Origin of the sequence: Roseovarius sp. CAU 1744 (assembly GCF_039839345.1) — a bacterium.
In the GTDB taxonomy this organism is placed as follows: Bacteria; Pseudomonadota; Alphaproteobacteria; order Rhodobacterales; family Rhodobacteraceae; genus Roseovarius.
This window is the reverse complement of record NZ_JBDOQV010000012.1, coordinates 119,817-137,201: the sequence shown is the minus strand read 5'-3', so window position 1 is coordinate 137,201 and position 17,385 is coordinate 119,817. Positions and strand designations below refer to the sequence as shown.

Annotated in this window: 17 protein-coding genes and 1 tRNA gene; 8 read left to right on the top strand and 10 right to left on the bottom strand. The window is 60.1% G+C overall.

Annotated elements, in window-relative coordinates; genetic code table 11:
- Positions 1–561, bottom strand: coding sequence for a ubiquinol-cytochrome c reductase iron-sulfur subunit (gene petA / locus AAFO92_RS21340; RefSeq protein ID WP_347538749.1), 561 nt, complete (start codon positions 559–561; stop codon positions 1–3).
- Between the two features lie 220 nt (positions 562–781).
- Between petA and AAFO92_RS21335 the strand changes: the two genes are divergently transcribed.
- Positions 782–1,471 (top strand): outer membrane beta-barrel protein, encoded by a 690-nt coding sequence (locus AAFO92_RS21335; protein ID WP_347538747.1) that lies wholly within the window; start codon positions 782–784, stop codon positions 1,469–1,471.
- 9 nt (positions 1,472–1,480) lie between these two features.
- On the opposite strand, the gene AAFO92_RS21330 is transcribed toward AAFO92_RS21335, so the two are convergent.
- The 5 genes from AAFO92_RS21330 to dapF form a co-directional block, all read right to left on the bottom strand.
- The gene (locus AAFO92_RS21330) at positions 1,481–2,083 is read right to left on the bottom strand and encodes a glutathione S-transferase (protein ID WP_347538745.1); all 603 of its coding nucleotides are present in this window, start codon (positions 2,081–2,083) and stop codon (positions 1,481–1,483) included.
- A gap of 62 nt (positions 2,084–2,145) precedes the next feature.
- Positions 2,146–2,772, bottom strand: a complete 627-nt coding sequence (locus AAFO92_RS21325) for an FMN-binding negative transcriptional regulator (protein ID WP_347538743.1) — start codon at positions 2,770–2,772, stop codon at positions 2,146–2,148.
- A 100-nt stretch (positions 2,773–2,872) separates the two neighbouring features.
- On the bottom strand, positions 2,873–3,499 hold the full coding sequence (locus AAFO92_RS21320; protein WP_347538741.1) for a glutathione S-transferase: 627 nt from the start codon (positions 3,497–3,499) through the stop codon (positions 2,873–2,875).
- Between the two features lie 7 nt (positions 3,500–3,506).
- Entirely contained in the window at positions 3,507–4,763 is a 1,257-nt protein-coding gene (gene mtaB, locus AAFO92_RS21315) for a tRNA (N(6)-L-threonylcarbamoyladenosine(37)-C(2))-methylthiotransferase MtaB (RefSeq protein WP_347538739.1), read from the bottom strand.
- On the bottom strand, positions 4,763–5,593 hold the full coding sequence (dapF, locus tag AAFO92_RS21310; protein WP_347538737.1) for a diaminopimelate epimerase: 831 nt from the start codon (positions 5,591–5,593) through the stop codon (positions 4,763–4,765). The genes mtaB and dapF overlap by 1 nt, the downstream gene beginning before the upstream one ends.
- A gap of 108 nt (positions 5,594–5,701) precedes the next feature.
- On the opposite strand from dapF, the gene AAFO92_RS21305 reads away from it, so the two are divergent.
- Positions 5,702–5,777 (top strand) — tRNA-Lys (locus AAFO92_RS21305).
- A gap of 225 nt (positions 5,778–6,002) precedes the next feature.
- On the opposite strand, the gene AAFO92_RS21300 is transcribed toward AAFO92_RS21305, so the two are convergent.
- From AAFO92_RS21300 to AAFO92_RS21285, 4 genes are all read right to left on the bottom strand, one after another.
- On the bottom strand, positions 6,003–6,704 hold the full coding sequence (locus tag AAFO92_RS21300) for an MBL fold metallo-hydrolase (RefSeq protein ID WP_347538735.1): 702 nt from the start codon (positions 6,702–6,704) through the stop codon (positions 6,003–6,005).
- Positions 6,685–8,061: a hypothetical protein gene (locus AAFO92_RS21295; protein WP_347538733.1), complete on the bottom strand. Its 1,377-nt coding sequence runs from the start codon at positions 8,059–8,061 to the stop codon at positions 6,685–6,687. Before AAFO92_RS21295 ends, AAFO92_RS21300 begins: the two co-directional genes overlap by 20 nt.
- 62 nt (positions 8,062–8,123) lie before the next feature.
- The gene (locus AAFO92_RS21290) at positions 8,124–8,756 is read right to left on the bottom strand and encodes a MarR family transcriptional regulator (RefSeq protein WP_347538731.1); all 633 of its coding nucleotides are present in this window, start codon (positions 8,754–8,756) and stop codon (positions 8,124–8,126) included.
- Positions 8,757–8,865: 109 nt separating this feature from the next.
- The gene (locus tag AAFO92_RS21285) at positions 8,866–9,621 is read right to left on the bottom strand and encodes a DeoR/GlpR family DNA-binding transcription regulator (protein ID WP_347538729.1); all 756 of its coding nucleotides are present in this window, start codon (positions 9,619–9,621) and stop codon (positions 8,866–8,868) included.
- Between the two features lie 250 nt (positions 9,622–9,871).
- Between AAFO92_RS21285 and hisN the strand changes: the two genes are divergently transcribed.
- The 6 genes from hisN (at position 9,872) to AAFO92_RS21255 (ending at position 17,385) form a co-directional block, all read left to right on the top strand.
- A complete protein-coding gene (gene hisN, locus AAFO92_RS21280; RefSeq protein WP_347538727.1) occupies positions 9,872–10,666 on the top strand; it encodes a histidinol-phosphatase in 795 nt (264 codons plus the stop codon).
- A gap of 50 nt (positions 10,667–10,716) precedes the next feature.
- Entirely contained in the window at positions 10,717–12,291 is a 1,575-nt protein-coding gene (locus tag AAFO92_RS21275; RefSeq protein WP_347538725.1) for an ABC transporter substrate-binding protein, read from the top strand.
- A 79-nt stretch (positions 12,292–12,370) separates the two neighbouring features.
- On the top strand, positions 12,371–13,351 hold the full coding sequence (locus AAFO92_RS21270; protein WP_347538723.1) for an ABC transporter permease: 981 nt from the start codon (positions 12,371–12,373) through the stop codon (positions 13,349–13,351).
- Entirely contained in the window at positions 13,351–14,262 is a 912-nt protein-coding gene (locus AAFO92_RS21265; RefSeq protein WP_347538721.1) for an ABC transporter permease, read from the top strand. The genes AAFO92_RS21270 and AAFO92_RS21265 overlap by 1 nt, the downstream gene beginning before the upstream one ends.
- A 1-nt stretch (position 14,263) precedes the next feature.
- On the top strand, positions 14,264–16,105 hold the full coding sequence (locus AAFO92_RS21260; RefSeq protein ID WP_347538719.1) for an ABC transporter ATP-binding protein: 1,842 nt from the start codon (positions 14,264–14,266) through the stop codon (positions 16,103–16,105).
- Positions 16,102–17,385, top strand: a complete 1,284-nt coding sequence (locus tag AAFO92_RS21255) for a Zn-dependent hydrolase (RefSeq protein ID WP_347538717.1) — start codon at positions 16,102–16,104, stop codon at positions 17,383–17,385. The genes AAFO92_RS21260 and AAFO92_RS21255 overlap by 4 nt, the downstream gene beginning before the upstream one ends.

The window sequence follows — 17,385 nt, the reverse complement described above, 5'->3', positions numbered from 1 at the left end:
TTATCCCAGTTTGATCGTCGTTTCGTCGACGAATTCTGCTACCGGCACCGGCAGGTTTTCCGGCGCGGGGCCTTTGCGGATGCGGCCGGAGGTATCGTAATGCGACCCGTGGCAGGGGCAGAACCAGCCGCCGAAATCGCCGGCATCGCCCAGAGGAACACAGCCCAGGTGGGTACATACCCCCATCTGGACCAGCCATTCACCGGTTTCGTCCAGCGAACGGTTTTCATCCGCCGCCGAAGCGCCAGCATCGATGTTGGCATTCCTTGCGTCACCGTCAGGCAGTTCGGCCAGATTTACCGCGCGCGCTTCCTCGATCTCTTCCGGCGTGCGGCGGCGGATAAACACCGGCTTGCCCAGCCATTTCACCGTCAGCTGCGTCCCCGGTTCGATACCGCTTATGTCAACCCGGATCGAGCTGAGCGCCTGAACATCCGCGGACGGGTTCATCTGATCGACCAGCGGCCAGACGGCAGCGCCGGTGGCGATAGCGCCGGTACCCGCGGTTGCATAATAAAGGAAATCCCTACGGGTGCCTTCGTGATCTTCTGCGTGGGACACGAGGTTTACTCCATTCTGGTGCCGAATGCGGCTCATGCAATTCCGGGCCGCGGGAATCCCGCAACCTTTTCCATCGCGATGTTTAACTGTGCTTTTCCGGCCAGTCCAGAGCACAATGCCGCGTAATTGATCAGGGTGCGCATGTGTCGCGCTTGAGAGTGTTGTTTTCCGGGTGTAAGCAGTCGAAAACCATCGCTTCAATCCAGAAGGGTCATCCGACATGACAAAGTTTCTGAAATCTGCCTTTGCCGCACTCTTCCTGACCGCCGCACCCGCTGCTGCGGAAATGGAACTGAGCCTTTACCTGGGTGTCCAGAGTGTGGATGAAAGCACGGTCTCGGGCGTATTGCCCGGCGGCACCCCCGTAAACCGCAGTTTCGACTGGGAAGGCAGGCCGCTGGATAGCCCCTATTACTACGGCGGCCGCGCAATCTGGTGGACGGATAGCAACATTGGTTTCGGCATCGAGGGCACACATGCCAAGGCCTATGCCTCGACCGCGGATCTGGTCGCGATCGGCGCCAGCAGCTTCGAGCTGTCGGACGGGCACAACATCATCACCGCGAATGTCATGAAACGCTGGCCCGGCGCGTTCAAGAACTATCAGAAATTCACCCCCTATATCGGTGGCGGTCTTGGCGTTGCGATTCCGCATGTCGACGTGACCCTGAACGGATCCGCTGGCCGCACCTTCGGCTATGAAAACACCGGCATGGCGGTGCGCGGGATCGCCGGTCTGAAATACAATATCAACGACCGTTGGGCGATTTTCAGCGAATATCAGTTCACCTGGTCCGATAACGACATCACGATCGACCCCGACCCGACGGTCATTGGTCAGCTTCCCGGTCGGGTCAGCACCGATCTGCTGACTCACGCGATCAACGTCGGCGTCAGCTACAGCTTCTGATCGGCGACACTAAGCGGGCGCGGTGGCTTTCATGCTGTCGCGCTCGGCGAAGACCGCAAACCAGTCATCCAGCGCGTCATTGCCCTTGCGCCACCCGCGGTCATCATGGCGAAGATCAAGATAGGCAAGCGCACAGCCGATAGCGATATGGCTGATGTCCATTGGCCCGGACAGGTGACTCATCCACCGCTGGTTGATGACCGCCGTGGCGCCTGCGACCTTCTTCCACTGCGCATCCAGCCAATCCTCGGATTGCATCTCGGGCGGGCGCAGACGTTTTTCATAGGCCATCGCCACGGCCGCATCCATGATCCCGTCCGCTGTCGCCTCCAGCGTCAGCGTGTCCCACAGGCGGCTGACGGGATAGAGGCCCGAGACTGCGTAATCATCCAGGAAACGCGTGATCACCCGGCTGTCATAAAGCGCCGGCGCGTCGCTGCGGAGAAGCGTCGGAACCTTGCCCATCGGGTTGGCGGCGGCCACGGCCGCATTGGTGTCAAACGGCGTCGTCGCAGCCGAGATCACTTCGACATCGTCGGTCAGATTTGCCTCGTGCAACAACACCCGCACCTTGCGGGCGAAGGGCGAAGTGTCGGCAGATAGAAGTTTCATGGCGCAATCTCCTGATTGTTGGCCTGATCGTGCGATCAAGCTCACTGCGATGATGACAGGTATCAGTCAGAGGGGGCAACACCGCGCATCAGCGCCGACAGGATACGTACCTCGCTGCCAAAACCATAGCCCTCCATTTGGCGGGCGGCATTCAGCCGGACGGCATCGGGTTTGTTCTGACTGAGCTTCCAGGTCCCTTCGATCTTGTCGACGCGCATCCGGCAGGGGACGATCTGGCGCATCATCCGTTCCAGCACGTCAGGTGTCATCTTGGCCGTCGTCCAGGGCTCTTTCGGCATCAGGCGGGTTTCATAGCCTGCCGACTGACGATCCAGCAGGTCGCGCAGTTCTTCGGCCGGGCGTGGCTCGATCTCGCCCACCAGATGCACGGCCACATAGTTCCAGGTCGGAACCTGGTCATCCACTTCGTACCAGTCTGGCGAGACATAGGAATGCGCGCCCTGCACCGCCAGCCGCGCCCTGAGCGGGGCCTTCAGCGCCCGCGCAATCGGGTTCGAGCGGACAAGGTGGAACTCGGCAGTCGCACCGTCCCCGGACAATAGAAACGGTACATGGCTGACAAGCGGTGCCTCTGGCATGGTGACCGCCAGAACGCCAAAACCCTGTTCGCGCGCAAAGTCGATATTCTGCGCATCGGTCGCCTTGCGGAACATGGTGTTGGGGTGCATCTTGCGGGGCCTCGGATGATGGTCGCGCGCATCATGGCGATCAGCCCGTCCGATGCAAGAGGCAGTTTGATCCGTTTTGCGGCCCGGCGGGCAGGGCAGATCAGGGAAACGCGATCCCAGGCGCACCGGGATGCCATTGCGGGTATTTCTTCATGATCGCGGTGAAGCTTTGGGATGATTTGAACGCCTCAAGCCATCGGCGCGCCTCTGGCCAGGGCTGATCGCTGAACCAGTCCAGGTCGACATGGGCGAATTGTCGGACAAAGGGCAAGATCGCCATATCCGCCAGGCTGACGCGCGATCCGAACAGGAAAGCCCGCCCCCGCAGAAGCCCATCGAGCTGCATCAAGAACGCGCTGGCGTTCCCGCGCTCGGCCTCGCTGTCTGCCTCTGGGTGCCGCGAGGCATATTTGTACCGGTCGAGCGCCGTCTTGAACGGGCCATCATTCTCGTCGATCAGGTCGTGGCCCTGCGGCGGCATTTCCAGCCACCGCTCCGGATCATTGTTCCTCAGCGCCCAGAGCATGATGTCGAGGCTTTCGTCGATGATCTCCTCGCCGGTATCCAGACAGGGAACTGTCGCCGTGGGTGAGGTTTCCAGAAAGGCCTGCGGCTTGTCGCGCAGGATGACCTCGCGCAGTTCGACCTGTGCCCCTGCCGCCGCGAGCGCCAGCCGCGCCCGCATTGCATAGGGGCAGCGGCGAAAGGACCACAGGATCGGGCGCATCCCCGGCTCAGGCGACAAGCCGTTGCCCGTTCTGACCTTGGATCGTTGCGGTGACGATCTGACCCTCGGCTTGGTCGGTGGTGAAATCGACCTCGGTAAACTGCTCGGTCCGGCCCATGCGCGGGTTTTCCATCAGGATGCGGTGGCTCTTGCCTACCTGCCCCTGCAAATGGGTCAGGACCTGCCGCGCCCCTGTGGCACGCAGACGCGCCGCCCGTTCCTTGATCGCGCTGCCGTTCACCTGCGGCATCCTTGCGGCGGGTGTTCCCGGGCGGGGCGAATAGGGAAAGACGTGCAGCCAGGTCAGATCGCACTCTGCCACCAGCTTCAGGGAATTCTCGAAATGCGCGTCGGTCTCGGTCGGGAAACCGGCGATGATGTCGGCGCCGAAGGTCATCTCGGGCCTCAGCCTGCGCGCCTCCTCGGCAAAGCGGATCGCGTCGTCGCGCAGGTGGCGCCGCTTCATCCGTTTGAGGATCAGATCATCGCCGTGTTGCAGGCTCAGATGCAGATGCGGCATCAGGCGCGGTTCGGTCGCAATGGCCTGCATCAGGTTTTCGTCCACCTCGATCGAGTCGATGGACGAGATTCGCAGGCGCGGCAGATCCGGCACCAGTTTCAGGATGCGCATGACCAGGTCGCCCAGCCTGGGCTGCGCCGGAAGGTCTGCACCCCAGCTTGTCAGGTCAACGCCTGTCAGGACCACCTCGTTATAGCCGCGGTCAACCAGCCGCTTGATCTGATCGACAACCACACCGGCCGGTACGCTGCGCGAGTTGCCCCGGCCGAAGGGGATGATGCAGAAGGTACAGCGATGATCACAGCCGTTCTGGACCTGCACATAGGCGCGCGACCGGGTGCCGAACCCATCGATCAGATGCCCCGCAGTTTCAGTCACCGACATGATGTCATCCACCTGAACCGCCTCGGTCTGGCCGATGAAATCGGCGGCAAGCCCCTTCCAGGTGTCAGGCTGCATCTTTTCGGTATTGCCGATGACGGCATCCACCTCTGTCATGGCGGCGAAGGTTTCGGGCTCGGTCTGGGCGGCGCAACCGGTGACGATCAGCCGCGCGCCGGGGTTCTCGCGCCGCAGCTTGCGGATTTCCTGCCGCGCCTTGCGCACCGCCTCGGACGTCACCGCGCAGGTGTTCACCACGACGGCATTTTCCACGCCCGCCGCGTCCGACAATTCCTTCATCGCCTCGGTTTCATAGGCGTTCAGGCGACAGCCGAGCGTGGCAAAGATCGGCGGGGCGCCCATCAGACCGCCCCGAGGAAATCTGCGGTCAGCACGCCGTCGCAAACATGCATCGTCGGCCCGGTCATCCACACGCCATCCTCGCGCCAGTCTATGTCGAGCCTGCCGCCATCAAGATCGATCCGCACCTTGCGGCCGGTCAGCCCCTTGCGCGCCGCCGCCACCGCCGTGGCACAGGACGATGATCCCGACGCCAGCGTGATGCCGACGCCCCGTTCCCAGACCCGCATCCGGATATAATCGGGACCGATGACGCTGGCGACCTGCACGTTTGTCTTTTGCGGATAAAGCGCATGTGTCTCGTAGCGGGGGCCGAATTGCTCCAGCGGGATGGCTTCGGCATCTTCGACAAAGAACGTGCAATGCGGGTTGCCCATGCCGGTGGCGGTCGGATGCCCCTCGATCGGCAGTTCCAGCGTATCCATCGCCTCGGACAGGGGGATTTCCGTCCATTCCAGTTGTGGCTGCCCCATATTGACCGAGGTCAGCCCGCCGCCAGCATCCCGCGCGAGGATATCACCCCTTGCGGTGGTCAGGTGCAGGCGGTCCTTCCCTGCCTCGTCCATGAGATAGCGCGCGATACAGCGGGTCGCGTTGCCGCAGGCGTCGGACTTGGTTCCATCGGCGTTGTAGAAAGTCAGATGCGCATCCGCCCTGCCCGGCTCGATCACCGCAAGCTGGTCGAATCCCACGCCGAATCGCCGATCCCCGATCGCGATGACCCGTGCCGGCGTCATCTCTACCGGATGCACACGCGAATCCAGCACGACAAAGTCGTTTCCCAGCCCGTGCATCTTCATAAAGGGCAACGTGTTATCGCTGTTTGCGGCCATCGTGGCGCATATAAACCCGCCGAATTGATGAATCCAGCACTACGTCGTGTTTACTTGGATTTTCGGGCTTGACCCTTGGGGCCGGTCTTTCTAGATAGGCCGCCTAGTGGGCCGTTAGCTCAGTTGGTAGAGCAACTGACTTTTAATCAGTGGGTCGCAGGTTCGAATCCTGCACGGCTCACCACTTCTCATAAATTTTCCCTTCCCTTCTCGGGGTTGTCGTCGGGTTTGACGGACCTCTTGGGAAGGTTCGCCAAATTGCGCTCGCCATTTGGGCGGGGGATCAGTTTCTCAATCGCGGAATCGGCCATGCCTTCGCGGCCTGCGGCCCCGGTGTAGCGCTGCACGAGGGCCAGTGTTTTGTGACCGGTAGCTTTGCAATTCTCCGGCGATTGTTTGACGGTTACTCTTAACGGGCAGATATCTTGCGAAGGCGGTCAATGATCTTGTTAGTAACCCGTGCTGGCATGCCGTGCCCCGGACAAATGAGATCGCCCGGCCTGACCAAATCCGCCAGCAGACGGATGGAGACCAATCCACGCTGGCGGTCTTCGTAAAGTACGGGTTCGCGGATCCACGGCACCGTCATAATCGCATCGCCGATCATCCAAGCGACTTTCCCGCCGGTTATGGGCAAACCGAACCCTGATTGCCCCGCCGAGTGACCAGGCAATGTGATCAGCCGCGCATCGGCCCATGCTATGTCTTCAGGGCTAACGATGGAACGGATGTCCTTTACCGCCTGGACTCGGTCAGGAAAACGATCGGCAACAAAGCGGGTCGCGAGGCGCCCGATCAAGTCAGGTGCCGGAGCAGCAACCCTGCGCCAGGCACCGGATCTGAGAAGTTCTGCGTCTGCCGGCGCAGCGAAAACATCCGCGCCCAGAATTTCCGACAGAACAGCGGCGCTGCCGGCATGGTCGTAATGTGCATGGGTCAGAAGGATCTGTCGAACAGGTGGATGTGGCCCAAGCGCCTGTTCAATCAAGGGTGCAAAGTCGGGCTCTCCCGTATCGATCAGGACACCATGCCCGCCGCGATCGGCCAGATAAACATTTGTGGCACGGCGGGTCGCGCGAAACAGCCCTTTGTCAATCTCTCGAAACCGCATTGCTTCTGTCCAGCGCAAAGAGATCATGTGCACCGCGCGGCAGCTTGACTCGTTCTCCGGTTCGGCGAATTTGGTCGCCTTCGAGTGTGAACGTCTCGATCCAGCCATCGCTGCGCGGGGCGTCATGGTCCTGGAAAACCACAACTGCAATTTGGTTGCCATCCGTATCAAAGACGGCATCTTCCGGCAGCACGCCTTCGAAACCGACAGGGTCGCCCAGGGTTTCAAGATGTCCAGTCGCGTCGTCGATTGCCACCAGCGACAGGGACGACGCGCCGCGCCCCGGCACCAAGCCGAACACGCCGCCAGGCAGATAGGTGCGCTCCATGTTGACCGCCACAAGACGATCGCCCGCACGGTTCAACTCGAAAGCTTCGGGCGATTTCGAGACCTTTGCCGCCGAGACAACGCCACGGACATCGTCGTCTGGCGAAAGCGCGAAAGACAGGATCTGTCCTTTTCCGTTAAAGAGCGCATCCGTCGGGGCAGCGCCCCAGGCCACATCGGCGACAAGGAAATGGTCACCCGCCCTTGTCCAGCGACCCACGGACAACCAGTCGCCCTCTTGCAGCGGTGGCTCTGCCATTGCCGCCATCGGCACGCCGTCTGCATCCAGCTTGAACCGTATCAAGCCCACACCGACGTCCGAAGCGATATACCCTGCCGCGGCACCCTCGGGGTGGATCATCGCGTAGGTCAGCCCGTCATTGACCCCAGGCCGCGTGGCAATATCGGGCAGATCAAGGTCAAGGATCCGCGGTGTCTGTGGCTGTCCGTCAACCAGCGGCACCACCGCCAATTCTCCTTCATGCGTTCCGCAGGAAATCAGCAACCAATCCTCGCTTGGCGAGATGTCTACGTTGTTGGGACGTGTGCAAATCTCGGTTGTCGCAACAACCTCACCAGACGAAAGCTCTATGGTCGTCAGCAAGGTACCCACGGGCATCTCGGCAAAGACGTTGTTCATCGCGGCCACGCCCTCTGGTGCGTTTTTTCGACTTTCGACCACATAGGCATATCGGCCCGCGGAACCGGCCGTCATGGCCCCTGGCCAGCCCATTACCGTGTTGGAGGCAGGCACCTCCGTGATCTGCGGTGCGTCCGTGCCCAGCCCGTCTATAGCAACCATCATGTCGCGGGCACCCGCGATGGGATGCAGCTTTCCGTCTGCATATCCGGTGGCCGCCATGTCGCCATCCACGAGCACAAGCAGTCGCGACAGATCAAAGGCTTCTTGTTCGCCATCGATCGGGGCAGCTGACGGTGTCCCGTCAAGAAAATTCCACCCGGCGATGCCCAGAAACGATACCGCTATTACCGCGGAAACCGTTCCACCCACCCACTTAGCCAACCGCATGCTACCTACCTCCATTTTTTCAGAATGGAAGATAATACGATCTTCGTATAATACAAGTATCGTTAATTTAAAACTGTCTCGGCAATCCGCATCATCTGACGCACAAAATCAGCCCGCTCCTCCTCTGGCAGCGCCTCCAGCATGAGAAGCATCGTCATGCGCTCCTCAGCTTCCAGCCGATCAAAAACCTCCCGCCCGAGGTCAGTGAGCGAAAGGGCGATGGACCGCCTGTCGCTTGCGGGTCTTCGTCGCTCGATGAATCCGCGTTCGACCAGCCGATCGACCACGCTGCTTGCGGTGGTCGGGACCACGCCCAGATACTTGGCAAGGTCCGACAAACGGCATTCCGGATGCTCGGCGACAAAGCGCAGGCTCTGAATATCCACAGGAAGAAAGTTCAGCGCGCGATGCTCGACCTGCAAATCCGTTTCGGCAATTTTCAACACCCGCATGAGCGTGGTGACGGCGTGATGAAGGTCTTTGATCTGGTCAGACATGATTTTGTTACTACGGCGATCAAGGCGAAAGAGAAAGTCCGTACCGAAAACGGTGCAAATCGCGTTCGAACAGATCACGCCGAACTCGGCCCCCAAAGTCACGCTCGCAAGAGAGGCCGCATGCACTTTTTGGTGCCGATCGACCGCAAGCAGGCGCTCTTCTCGCCGGGGGGCCCTGTCGGAAAGATGCGGGTCCACTGTTCAGTACGCTCAGGGTGGGGTGCCTTGCGGGCATCCGGTTCAACATCGCTCCGTTGACAATCAACATCCCGGCCCTGCAGGTGCCGACGCCGGACAGCAAGCAATGTCAGGCAAAATGCACCGTCCCGCGCGGCAGCGTTATTGCTGCATCGGCATCGGCATCCGTAACCAGATGATCGATTTCCTCAGGCCGGCAAATGGTCACGCGGCTTTGCTGCTCGATTTTGTCTTTGTTGCACAGCATGATGCAGGATTTGGATCTGCGGATCATCTGACGTGCCACCTCAGCCTCGTGAAGCTCGTAATCGGAGGCACCTCGAACCGAATGATAGGCGACAGGTGAAATGACGGCAGAGTCTGCAAGAAAGCGGTCGATCTCGGAAAAAGTCAGTTCGCCGTAGGTCGCAGGCACGTCCATGTGGGGAACCCCGCCCAGAAGCAAGACCTCGAATTGCTCGCTCCTGGCAACAAGTTGCGCAATCTCTATCGAATTGGTGATGATCCGGAGGCTGATCTGAAGATCGGCCAGGACTCTTGCAAAGGCCAGCGTGGTCGTGCCCGCGTCGATGTAGAGCGTCGAGCCCGGCTCGACCAGCGTTGAAGCAACGCGCCCGATATCGTGCTTGCCGGCGGCGTGGGTTTCAAGGCGGTCAGAGAACCGTGGCTCTGGTATGATCGCGTGTTTCGGAAGGACTGCACCGCCGTGGATGCGCGTTACGCTGCCGCACTCTTCGAGATCAAGAAGATCCCGGCGAATCGTTTCCCGCGAAACGACGAGGAGATCGGCGAGTTCATTCGTGTGAACCTTCTTGTGCGCCGCAAGCTCATCAAGAATGCGTATCTGTCGTTCATGCACCTTCATGGACCCTGTCCCTGCTTCGTCTTCGAAACCATAAGTCGATTCGCACAAATCCACACCTCAATTAAGATCGTGTGGATTTAATCACCATTCTGTGCAAAAAATCTACTCAATTATGCAAATTAGCACAAAAAATTTGCACTACTCCCGCTAAAGTGTGTGTTTTTTGAAGAACAATGTGGATTTGTGGATTTGGTCGTAGAAGCGTCTTCGTGAGCTTGCTGGTGCTGAGCCCCACTATCACGAGATTCTGATGACCGATCTGACCAAAGCACTCGAATTCGCCAACCGGATCGCGGATGAGGCCGGCCCGATCTCTCGTCACTACTTCCGGCGCTCGCTTGACGTGGCCCACAAACCCGATGACAGCCCGGTTACGGTCGCTGATCGCGAGATTGAATTGCGTCTGCGCGCGATGATCGGAACCGCTTATCCCGATCACGGGATTTTTGGCGAAGAACACGGCTGCGAAAACCTGGACAACCGGTTTGTGTGGGTACTCGACCCGATCGACGGCACCAAGAGTTTCGTTACAGGCCATCCGCTTTTTGGTGGGCTGATCGCTCTGTTGGAGAATGGCGAGCCCAAGCTGGGCCAGATCGACATGCCAATCACCGGCGAGCGCTGGTGCGGGTCTGCCGGCCTGCCGACAACTATGAACGGTGAACACGTTACGACCAGCGACTGCCGCAGCCTGTCCCACGCCTACGCCTACACAACCGATCCCTTGTTGTTTTCAGGCCCGAAACAGCGGGTTTTCGAAATGATACGCGATCGCGCTCGGCTGCTCAGGTTCGGCGGCGATTGCTACAGCTACGCCTTGCTGGCGTCGGGTTATTGCGACCTGGTCGTGGAAACCAACCTTGAGCCTTACGACTACCTGCCCGTGGTTCAGATTGTTCGCGGCGCCGGAGGGGTGGTCACGGATTGGGAGGGCAATGCCTTGAGCATGACCTCCAGCGGCGATGTCCTAGCGGCCGCCACACCGGAATTACATGCGCAGTTACTTGCCGAGATGCACGCCCTGCGCGACCCCGTCGGCGCTTAGTCCGCCGCCGCACAACCAAAGGCCCAACCGGCCGCAACAGGAGAGTGAAAATGGATAGAAGAAAGTTTCTTCATTACGGAATGATGTCTGGGGCAGCGGTATCTGCACCGCTCATAAATCCCGAGTTCTTTGTCAGTTCCGCTTTTGCGGATGAAGGGCGTCCTCTGACCTTCCTGTCGGCCGAGAATATTACCGGCAACTGGGACCCGATGGCGCACACGACGCTGTCCCAATTCAACATCGAAGGTTTCGTCATGGGGTTCCTGACGCGATCGCCGATGTTGCCCGAGAACCCCGATGAGGTGGTCTATGAGTTGGCCACCGAGATCAATCTGCTGGATGCGACGCATCTTGAGATCAAATTGCGCGAGGGCGTAACCTTTCATGATGGGGAGCCGTTCTCGGCGAAGGATGTCAAGGCGACGTTCGAGTACGGCGCCCAACCCGAACGCGCCCGTCAGGTCTATCCCGGCTTTGCCGATACGTTCGAGGTGACCACACCCGACGACTACACCGTTGTCGTCGACACCACCAAGGGCGGCTATGGCGCGGCGATGTTCATTTTCCTCGCGTCCTATCTGCCGATGTTGTCCGCAAAGGACATTGCCGGCGGTCCCAACGGGGTGATCAACCAGCGCCTGAACGGTACCGGACCATTCAAGTTCGTCGAACAGCGCGGCAACGACACCGTGATGGCGGCGAACCCGGATTACTTCCGCGGCGCGCCAAAAATTCCAGGTGTGGTCTTTTCCTATGTCGGAGATGCCACCACGCGCATGCTGTCCCTGCTGAACGGGCAGGCCGATGTCATCGAGCGGCTGGAACCGGAACAGGTGGACACACTGATGAACGAGGACGATATCGTCATCAACCGCGCCGTTTCGGTGGAAAACAAATACCTGTGGTTCCGTTGCTCCAAGCCGCCGTTTGACAACCCGCTGGTGCGCAAGGCAGCCTGCCACGCCATCGACCGGTCACTTATCAACGAGATCATGGGGGCCGCGGGCGAACCGTCTTCCAACTTCGTTTCGCCGATCAAGTTCGGGTATACCGAGCTGGACAACTATCCGGCATACGATCCCGCAGAATGTCAGCGCCTGTTGGCCGAAGCGGGCTTTCCCAATGGTGAGGAATTGCCGGAACTGGAATACATCACCTCAACCGGTTTCTACCCGAAAACCAAGGAATATGGCGAGGTGATCACGGCCCTGCTGCAGGAACAGGGGTTCCCGGTGACGCTGAATGTCATGGAGACGGCGGCATGGAACGAGCGGCTCTATGACCGGCCGGGTGGCGGACCGGGCCACATGATCGACTGCGGCTGGACATCGGCCTCGCCCGAGCCTGATCTGGTCCTGCGGACCCATTTCCATTCCACGTCCAAACGTATCTGCGGCATCGTGGACCCGGAGATCGACGCCGCGCTGGACGAAGAACGCGACGCAGCCTCGCTGGAAGCCCGCCGCGAAAGCCTGCAGACCAATCTCATGCCGCTGCTGGCGGAAAAGGTTCCGGCCTACAGCCTCTTCACATCGGTGCTGATGCACGGCGTGCGCGCCAACGTGAAAGACCTGTTCATCTACCCGGACGGCACGGCCGACGCTTCCAAGGCGTTCTTCGGCTGATCGTCCTCCCGTCACTCGGGTGGGGCCCTCACTTGCCTGCGGGCCCCACGCCTTTTCCACATTCAAGGGGAGTATCCGGATGTTTCTTGCAAGATTTCTTGCCCGCCGCCTGCTACAGGGCGTCCTGATCATCTTCCTTGTATCGGCGCTTATTTTCTCGTTGCTGCGCGTCGTTCCCGGCGATCCAGTGCGGCTGATGGCGGGCGGGATGGCGCCCGAGGCGCTGATCGAACAGATTGCAGAAGATATGGGCTTGCGGGATCCCATCTATCAGCAGTTCGCGCGATATGTCGGGGGGATCGCCAAGGGGGATCTTGGCCAAAGCTTCGTACGCCCGGCCAATGGTGCCGCAGTTGGCGGCGCCAGTTTTGACGACAGCACCCGCGGCGAACGTGCCAAGGTATGGGACCTGATCGCGCAAACCGCTCCAAAGACGCTCATGCTTGCGGTCTTGGCGATGGTTTTCGCATTGGTCATCGCCACTCCGATAGGCGTGTGGGCCGGGTTGAACCCGGGCCGCCTGCCCGACAAGTTCGCATTGTATTTGTCGTCATTCTTTGTGGGTTTGCCAAATTTCTGGCTCGGCATCGTACTGGCGCTGCTTCTGTCCGTGAAACTGAAACTGCTGCCTGCGATAGGGTATAATGGATTTTCCTATACGATCCTGCCGGCACTGGTTCTGGCCGTCGAAATTGCCCCCTTCATCATCAGGACACTATCCGTTTCGGTCGCCGGGGTAATGAGCCAGAATTTCATCGATATCGCCTCGGTGCGCGGTCTGACTCGCAATCAGATCATATTTCGGCACGCGCTCAAGAACTCATCTGTACCTCTTCTCAACCTGCTGGGTGTGCAGTTTTCCATGTTGCTGGGTGGCGTTCTCGTCATCGAATTCATCTTCGATTACCCCGGGCTTGGTCTGTTGACCATCAATGCGGTCATGCAACGGGATTTCCCGCTGATCCAGGGCATCGCAATCGTAACCGCCGCCGCGTTCGTACTGATCAACATTGCCGTTGATCTGTGTGCGACGGCTATCGACCCAAGATTGGACTACTGATGACCCGTGCGAACACTTACTCCGATATTCCTGAGACGCGCAAGGAACTCAGCATCCCGGCTCGTATCTGGAGCGAGGCATTCCGCTCGCAGGAATTCAGGTTCGGCTTTGCCGTTTTCATCCTGCTCGTGCTGGCTGCTGTTTTCTATCCGATGTTCTCGGGTATTGAACCGACCAAGATGAACATCTCGGCCAAACTGACCCCGCCGGTTTTCGTGGGCGAAGAATGGAGCTGGATGCACCCTCTGGGCACCGATCAGCTTGGCCGGGACATGCTTTCGCGCTCGCTTGTGGGGCTTCGCTATTCGCTGTTGATCGGCGTATCCACCACGGTTCTGATGGTTGCGCTTGGTGCGTTGATCGGGCTGTTTGCCGGCTACTTCGGCGGCTGGGTCGATACCGTGCTGATGCGCCTTACCGATGCGCAGCTGTCACTGCCGATGATCATTCTGGCCATCACGATCCTGGGCGTTTCACGACCGACAATTCCATCGATAATTCTTGTGTTGGGGCTTGCAGGATGGCCGGTTTACGCCCGTGTCATGCGATCCAGTGTCATGTCCGAACGCAAAAAGGAATATATCCGCGGTGCGATGGTTCTGGGTGCCACCGACTGGCGGATAATGTTCACGCTGATCCTGCCGCTTGTCCTGCCCCCAATGGCCCTGGTCGCGGTGCTGGATATCGCCCGCATGATGATTTTCGAATCCGTGCTCGGCTTCCTCGGGTTGGGTGTTCAGCCGCCGACCCCCACATTCGGCAACATTATCGCGGACGGGCGGAAATACCTGCTGAACGCCTGGTGGATCGCAACAATGCCCGGCGTATTCCTGGTGGTTACGCTGACATCCATCAACCTGATGGGGGCGGCCTTCGAACGCGCGCGCAACAAGATTTACGGCGGGGTGTGACATGTCGCTTGATCTGCAAAATACGACCGAAACGCTTTTGTCAGTGCGCGATCTCACCGTCGTTGTGAAAAACGATCACGGATCGCGCACGGTATTGGATGAGGTCAGTTTCGATCTCAAGCCGCGGCAGGTCTTGTCGGTGATCGGTGAAAGCGGTTCCGGCAAGACCGTGCTGGCCAAGGCGCTTGCCAGCTGGCTATCTCCGCCGCTTGAAATTGCGAAAGGCGAGATCTTGTTCGGAGGGCGCGACCTGATCGCGGACCGGTCCCATGCAAGACATCTTGCCGGTCGCGAAATCGCGTATGTCGGCGGGAACCCGGCAGGAGCGCTGGATCCGACGATGACCGTCGGCGCGCAGCTGGTTGAGAAGCTGCGGGCGGTGCGGCCACAAATCTCCGGCGCCGACGCAAGGGCCAAGGCGATCCGGTTGCTGGAGGCGGTGAAGATTCCGTCGGCCCACAGACGTTTTCACGAATTTCCGTTCCAGTATTCAGGCGGGATGATGCAGCGGGCAATGATCGTCGATGCGCTTATCTCGGATCCGGAACTGCTGATCGCCGACAACATCACACAGCCGCTCGATGTCACAGTGGCGGCTCAGATCCTCAAGCTGATGCGCGAGCTGAATGAGAACTTTTCCACAGCGATCCTGTTCATTTGTTCATCGCTGCCGGTGGCTTCCGATGCGGGGGACGAAGTTATGGTGCTGCATTCGGGCCGCGTGGTCGAACGCCAGGAGCCCGAGGCGCTGGTTGCCCGTCCGCAGCATGCCTACACGCGCGGAATGATTGACGAACTCCCGTCGCTTTGGGCCGACGGCCCCGTGGGTGACGGGCAACAAGCTCATGCTCAGGATCAGGCGGCTCTCATGTCGGTACGCGGCGTGGCCAAGCACTACGTGACCCGCGGCAAGCAGGGCCATGCGATTGTTCAGGCGGTTCGGAACGTGGATTTCGACGTCTTTCCCGGCGACAATTTCGGCATCGTGGGTGAGTCCGGCTGCGGGAAATCTTCGTTGATGCGCCTGCTCACTGGGTTGGAGCGGCCGGACGCCGGCCAGGTTCTCTTCGAGGGCGAAAACGTGGGCGAAGCCAGTTCGAAACGGCTGCGCGCGCTGCGGCGCCGTTTTCAACTGGTATTGCAGGACCCGTATGGCTCGTTGCCCCCTCAGGCGACGATCGGCTCGATCGTCGAGGAGCCGCTCAAGATTCATGGCATCGGCGACCGCAGGCGGCGGCGCGAACTTGGCCGTGGCGTATTGAATGAAGTGGGGCTGGCAGACAGCCTTTATGACCATCTTCCGACGGGGCTCTCGGCAGGGCAGCGTCAGCGTCTGAATGTTGCGCGTGCGATGATTCTGGAGCCGCGCCTGCTGATCATGGACGAAACGCTTTCGGCGCTTGACCAGACAGAACAGGGCAAGCTTCTGGACCTGTTCGAACGGCTTCAGGCGAAACACGGTTTTACCTATATCTTCATTTCTCACGATCTTACGATGGTTCGGAAGGTCTGTTCACGGATCGCAGTGATGTATCTTGGGGAAACCGTCGAGGTCGCCCCGAACGACAGGTTGTTCTTTGATCCGGGTCATCCCTATAGCCGCGCGTTACTGTCGGCCGCACCCACCCTGGAGGCGCGCCGCTACGCGCCGGAGGAGTGTTTGCTTGAGGGAGAACCACCCTCTCCGATAGATCTGCCTCCCGGCTGTGCCTTTGCCAGCCGTTGCCCCCGCGCCTTCGATCGCTGTCGCTCAGAAAACCCGGCATTGACCGAGCGCGGCGACGCTTCATCTGCGGCCTGTTTTCTCGTTGATGGCGCAATCGCCAGAAAGGACACGGCATGATGGATTACCGGAAACCCGAGGGGATTGATGCGCAGTTGCTGCAGTCATTCATGGAGCAAGTGTCTGCATTTGGCTGCACCGGCGATGGCGGCGTGGATCGTCCGGCACTGACCGACGATCACGCCGCTGCCCGAAACTGGTTCCGCGCAGAGTTGGAAAACCGGGGCTATCGGGTGCTGATCGACGATATCGGCAATGTTTTCGGCCACATCGACTGTGCCGGGCCAGAGGCGCCGCTTGTCATGTTGGGCTCTCACCTTGACAGCCAGCCCAAAGGCGGCCGTTTTGACGGTGCCTACGGGGTGGTGGCCGCCCTGGCCGCGGTGGAGACGCTGCGCGCTCAGGCGTCGAGGCAAGGCGAAATGCCGGCCTGTAACTACATCATCGCCGACTGGATGAATGAGGAGGGCGCGCGGTTCCAGCCCTCTCTCATGGGATCGTCGGTGTTTGCGGGCTTGCTTGACCGCGATTTTGCCCATGGACGATGTGACCGCGATGGCAGGCGCGTGCGCGACGAACTGACCCGCTGCGGTGTCATGGGCGGCGATACAGCGCCACGCCCCGATTGTTACCTGGAAGTGCATATCGAGGGCGACAGCAAGATGGAAAAAAGCGGTGCCCGGATCGCGCCTTTCATCCGGTTCTGGGGCGCAGCGAAACTGCGCATCGAAGTGACGGGCGAACAAAATCACACGGGTCCGACGCCGATGTCAGAACGCCGCGACGCGGTGTTTGGGGCGGCTCTCGTTGTGACGCGGCTTCGCGAACTGGCCGGTACGGCCAAGGACACGTTGCATACATCCGTCGGACGCATGGATATCTCTCCGAACTCGCCCAATATCGTGCCGGGCCGGGCAGAGCTTTTCGCCGAGTTGCGCGCCCCCGAACCGGAAACGCTTGAATGGGCCGAAGCCGAGTTGCGTCATTCCCTGCCGCAACTGGCGCAGAAGGCCGATGTCGGCATCGAGATCATCGCCGTCGAGCATCGTCCGGCCGGCCGGTTCGACAGCCGTCTCGTATCGCTGTGCGAGACCGCGGCGACTGCGTTCGGCTATCCGACGATGCGGCTTGACACCATTGCCGGGCATGACGCGGTTGCGCTCAGTGCGATCGTGCCATCGATTGTGTTCGCCGTGCCGTCGGTGAACGGCGTGATCCACAGGCATGACGAATACACAAGCCCAGAGGATCTGACGGCGGGCGGTGATGTTCTCTTGGACATGGTGCGGCGGATCGACCGCGCCGGTGGATCCCTTGACAAAGCGGTTGGTGGCACATGA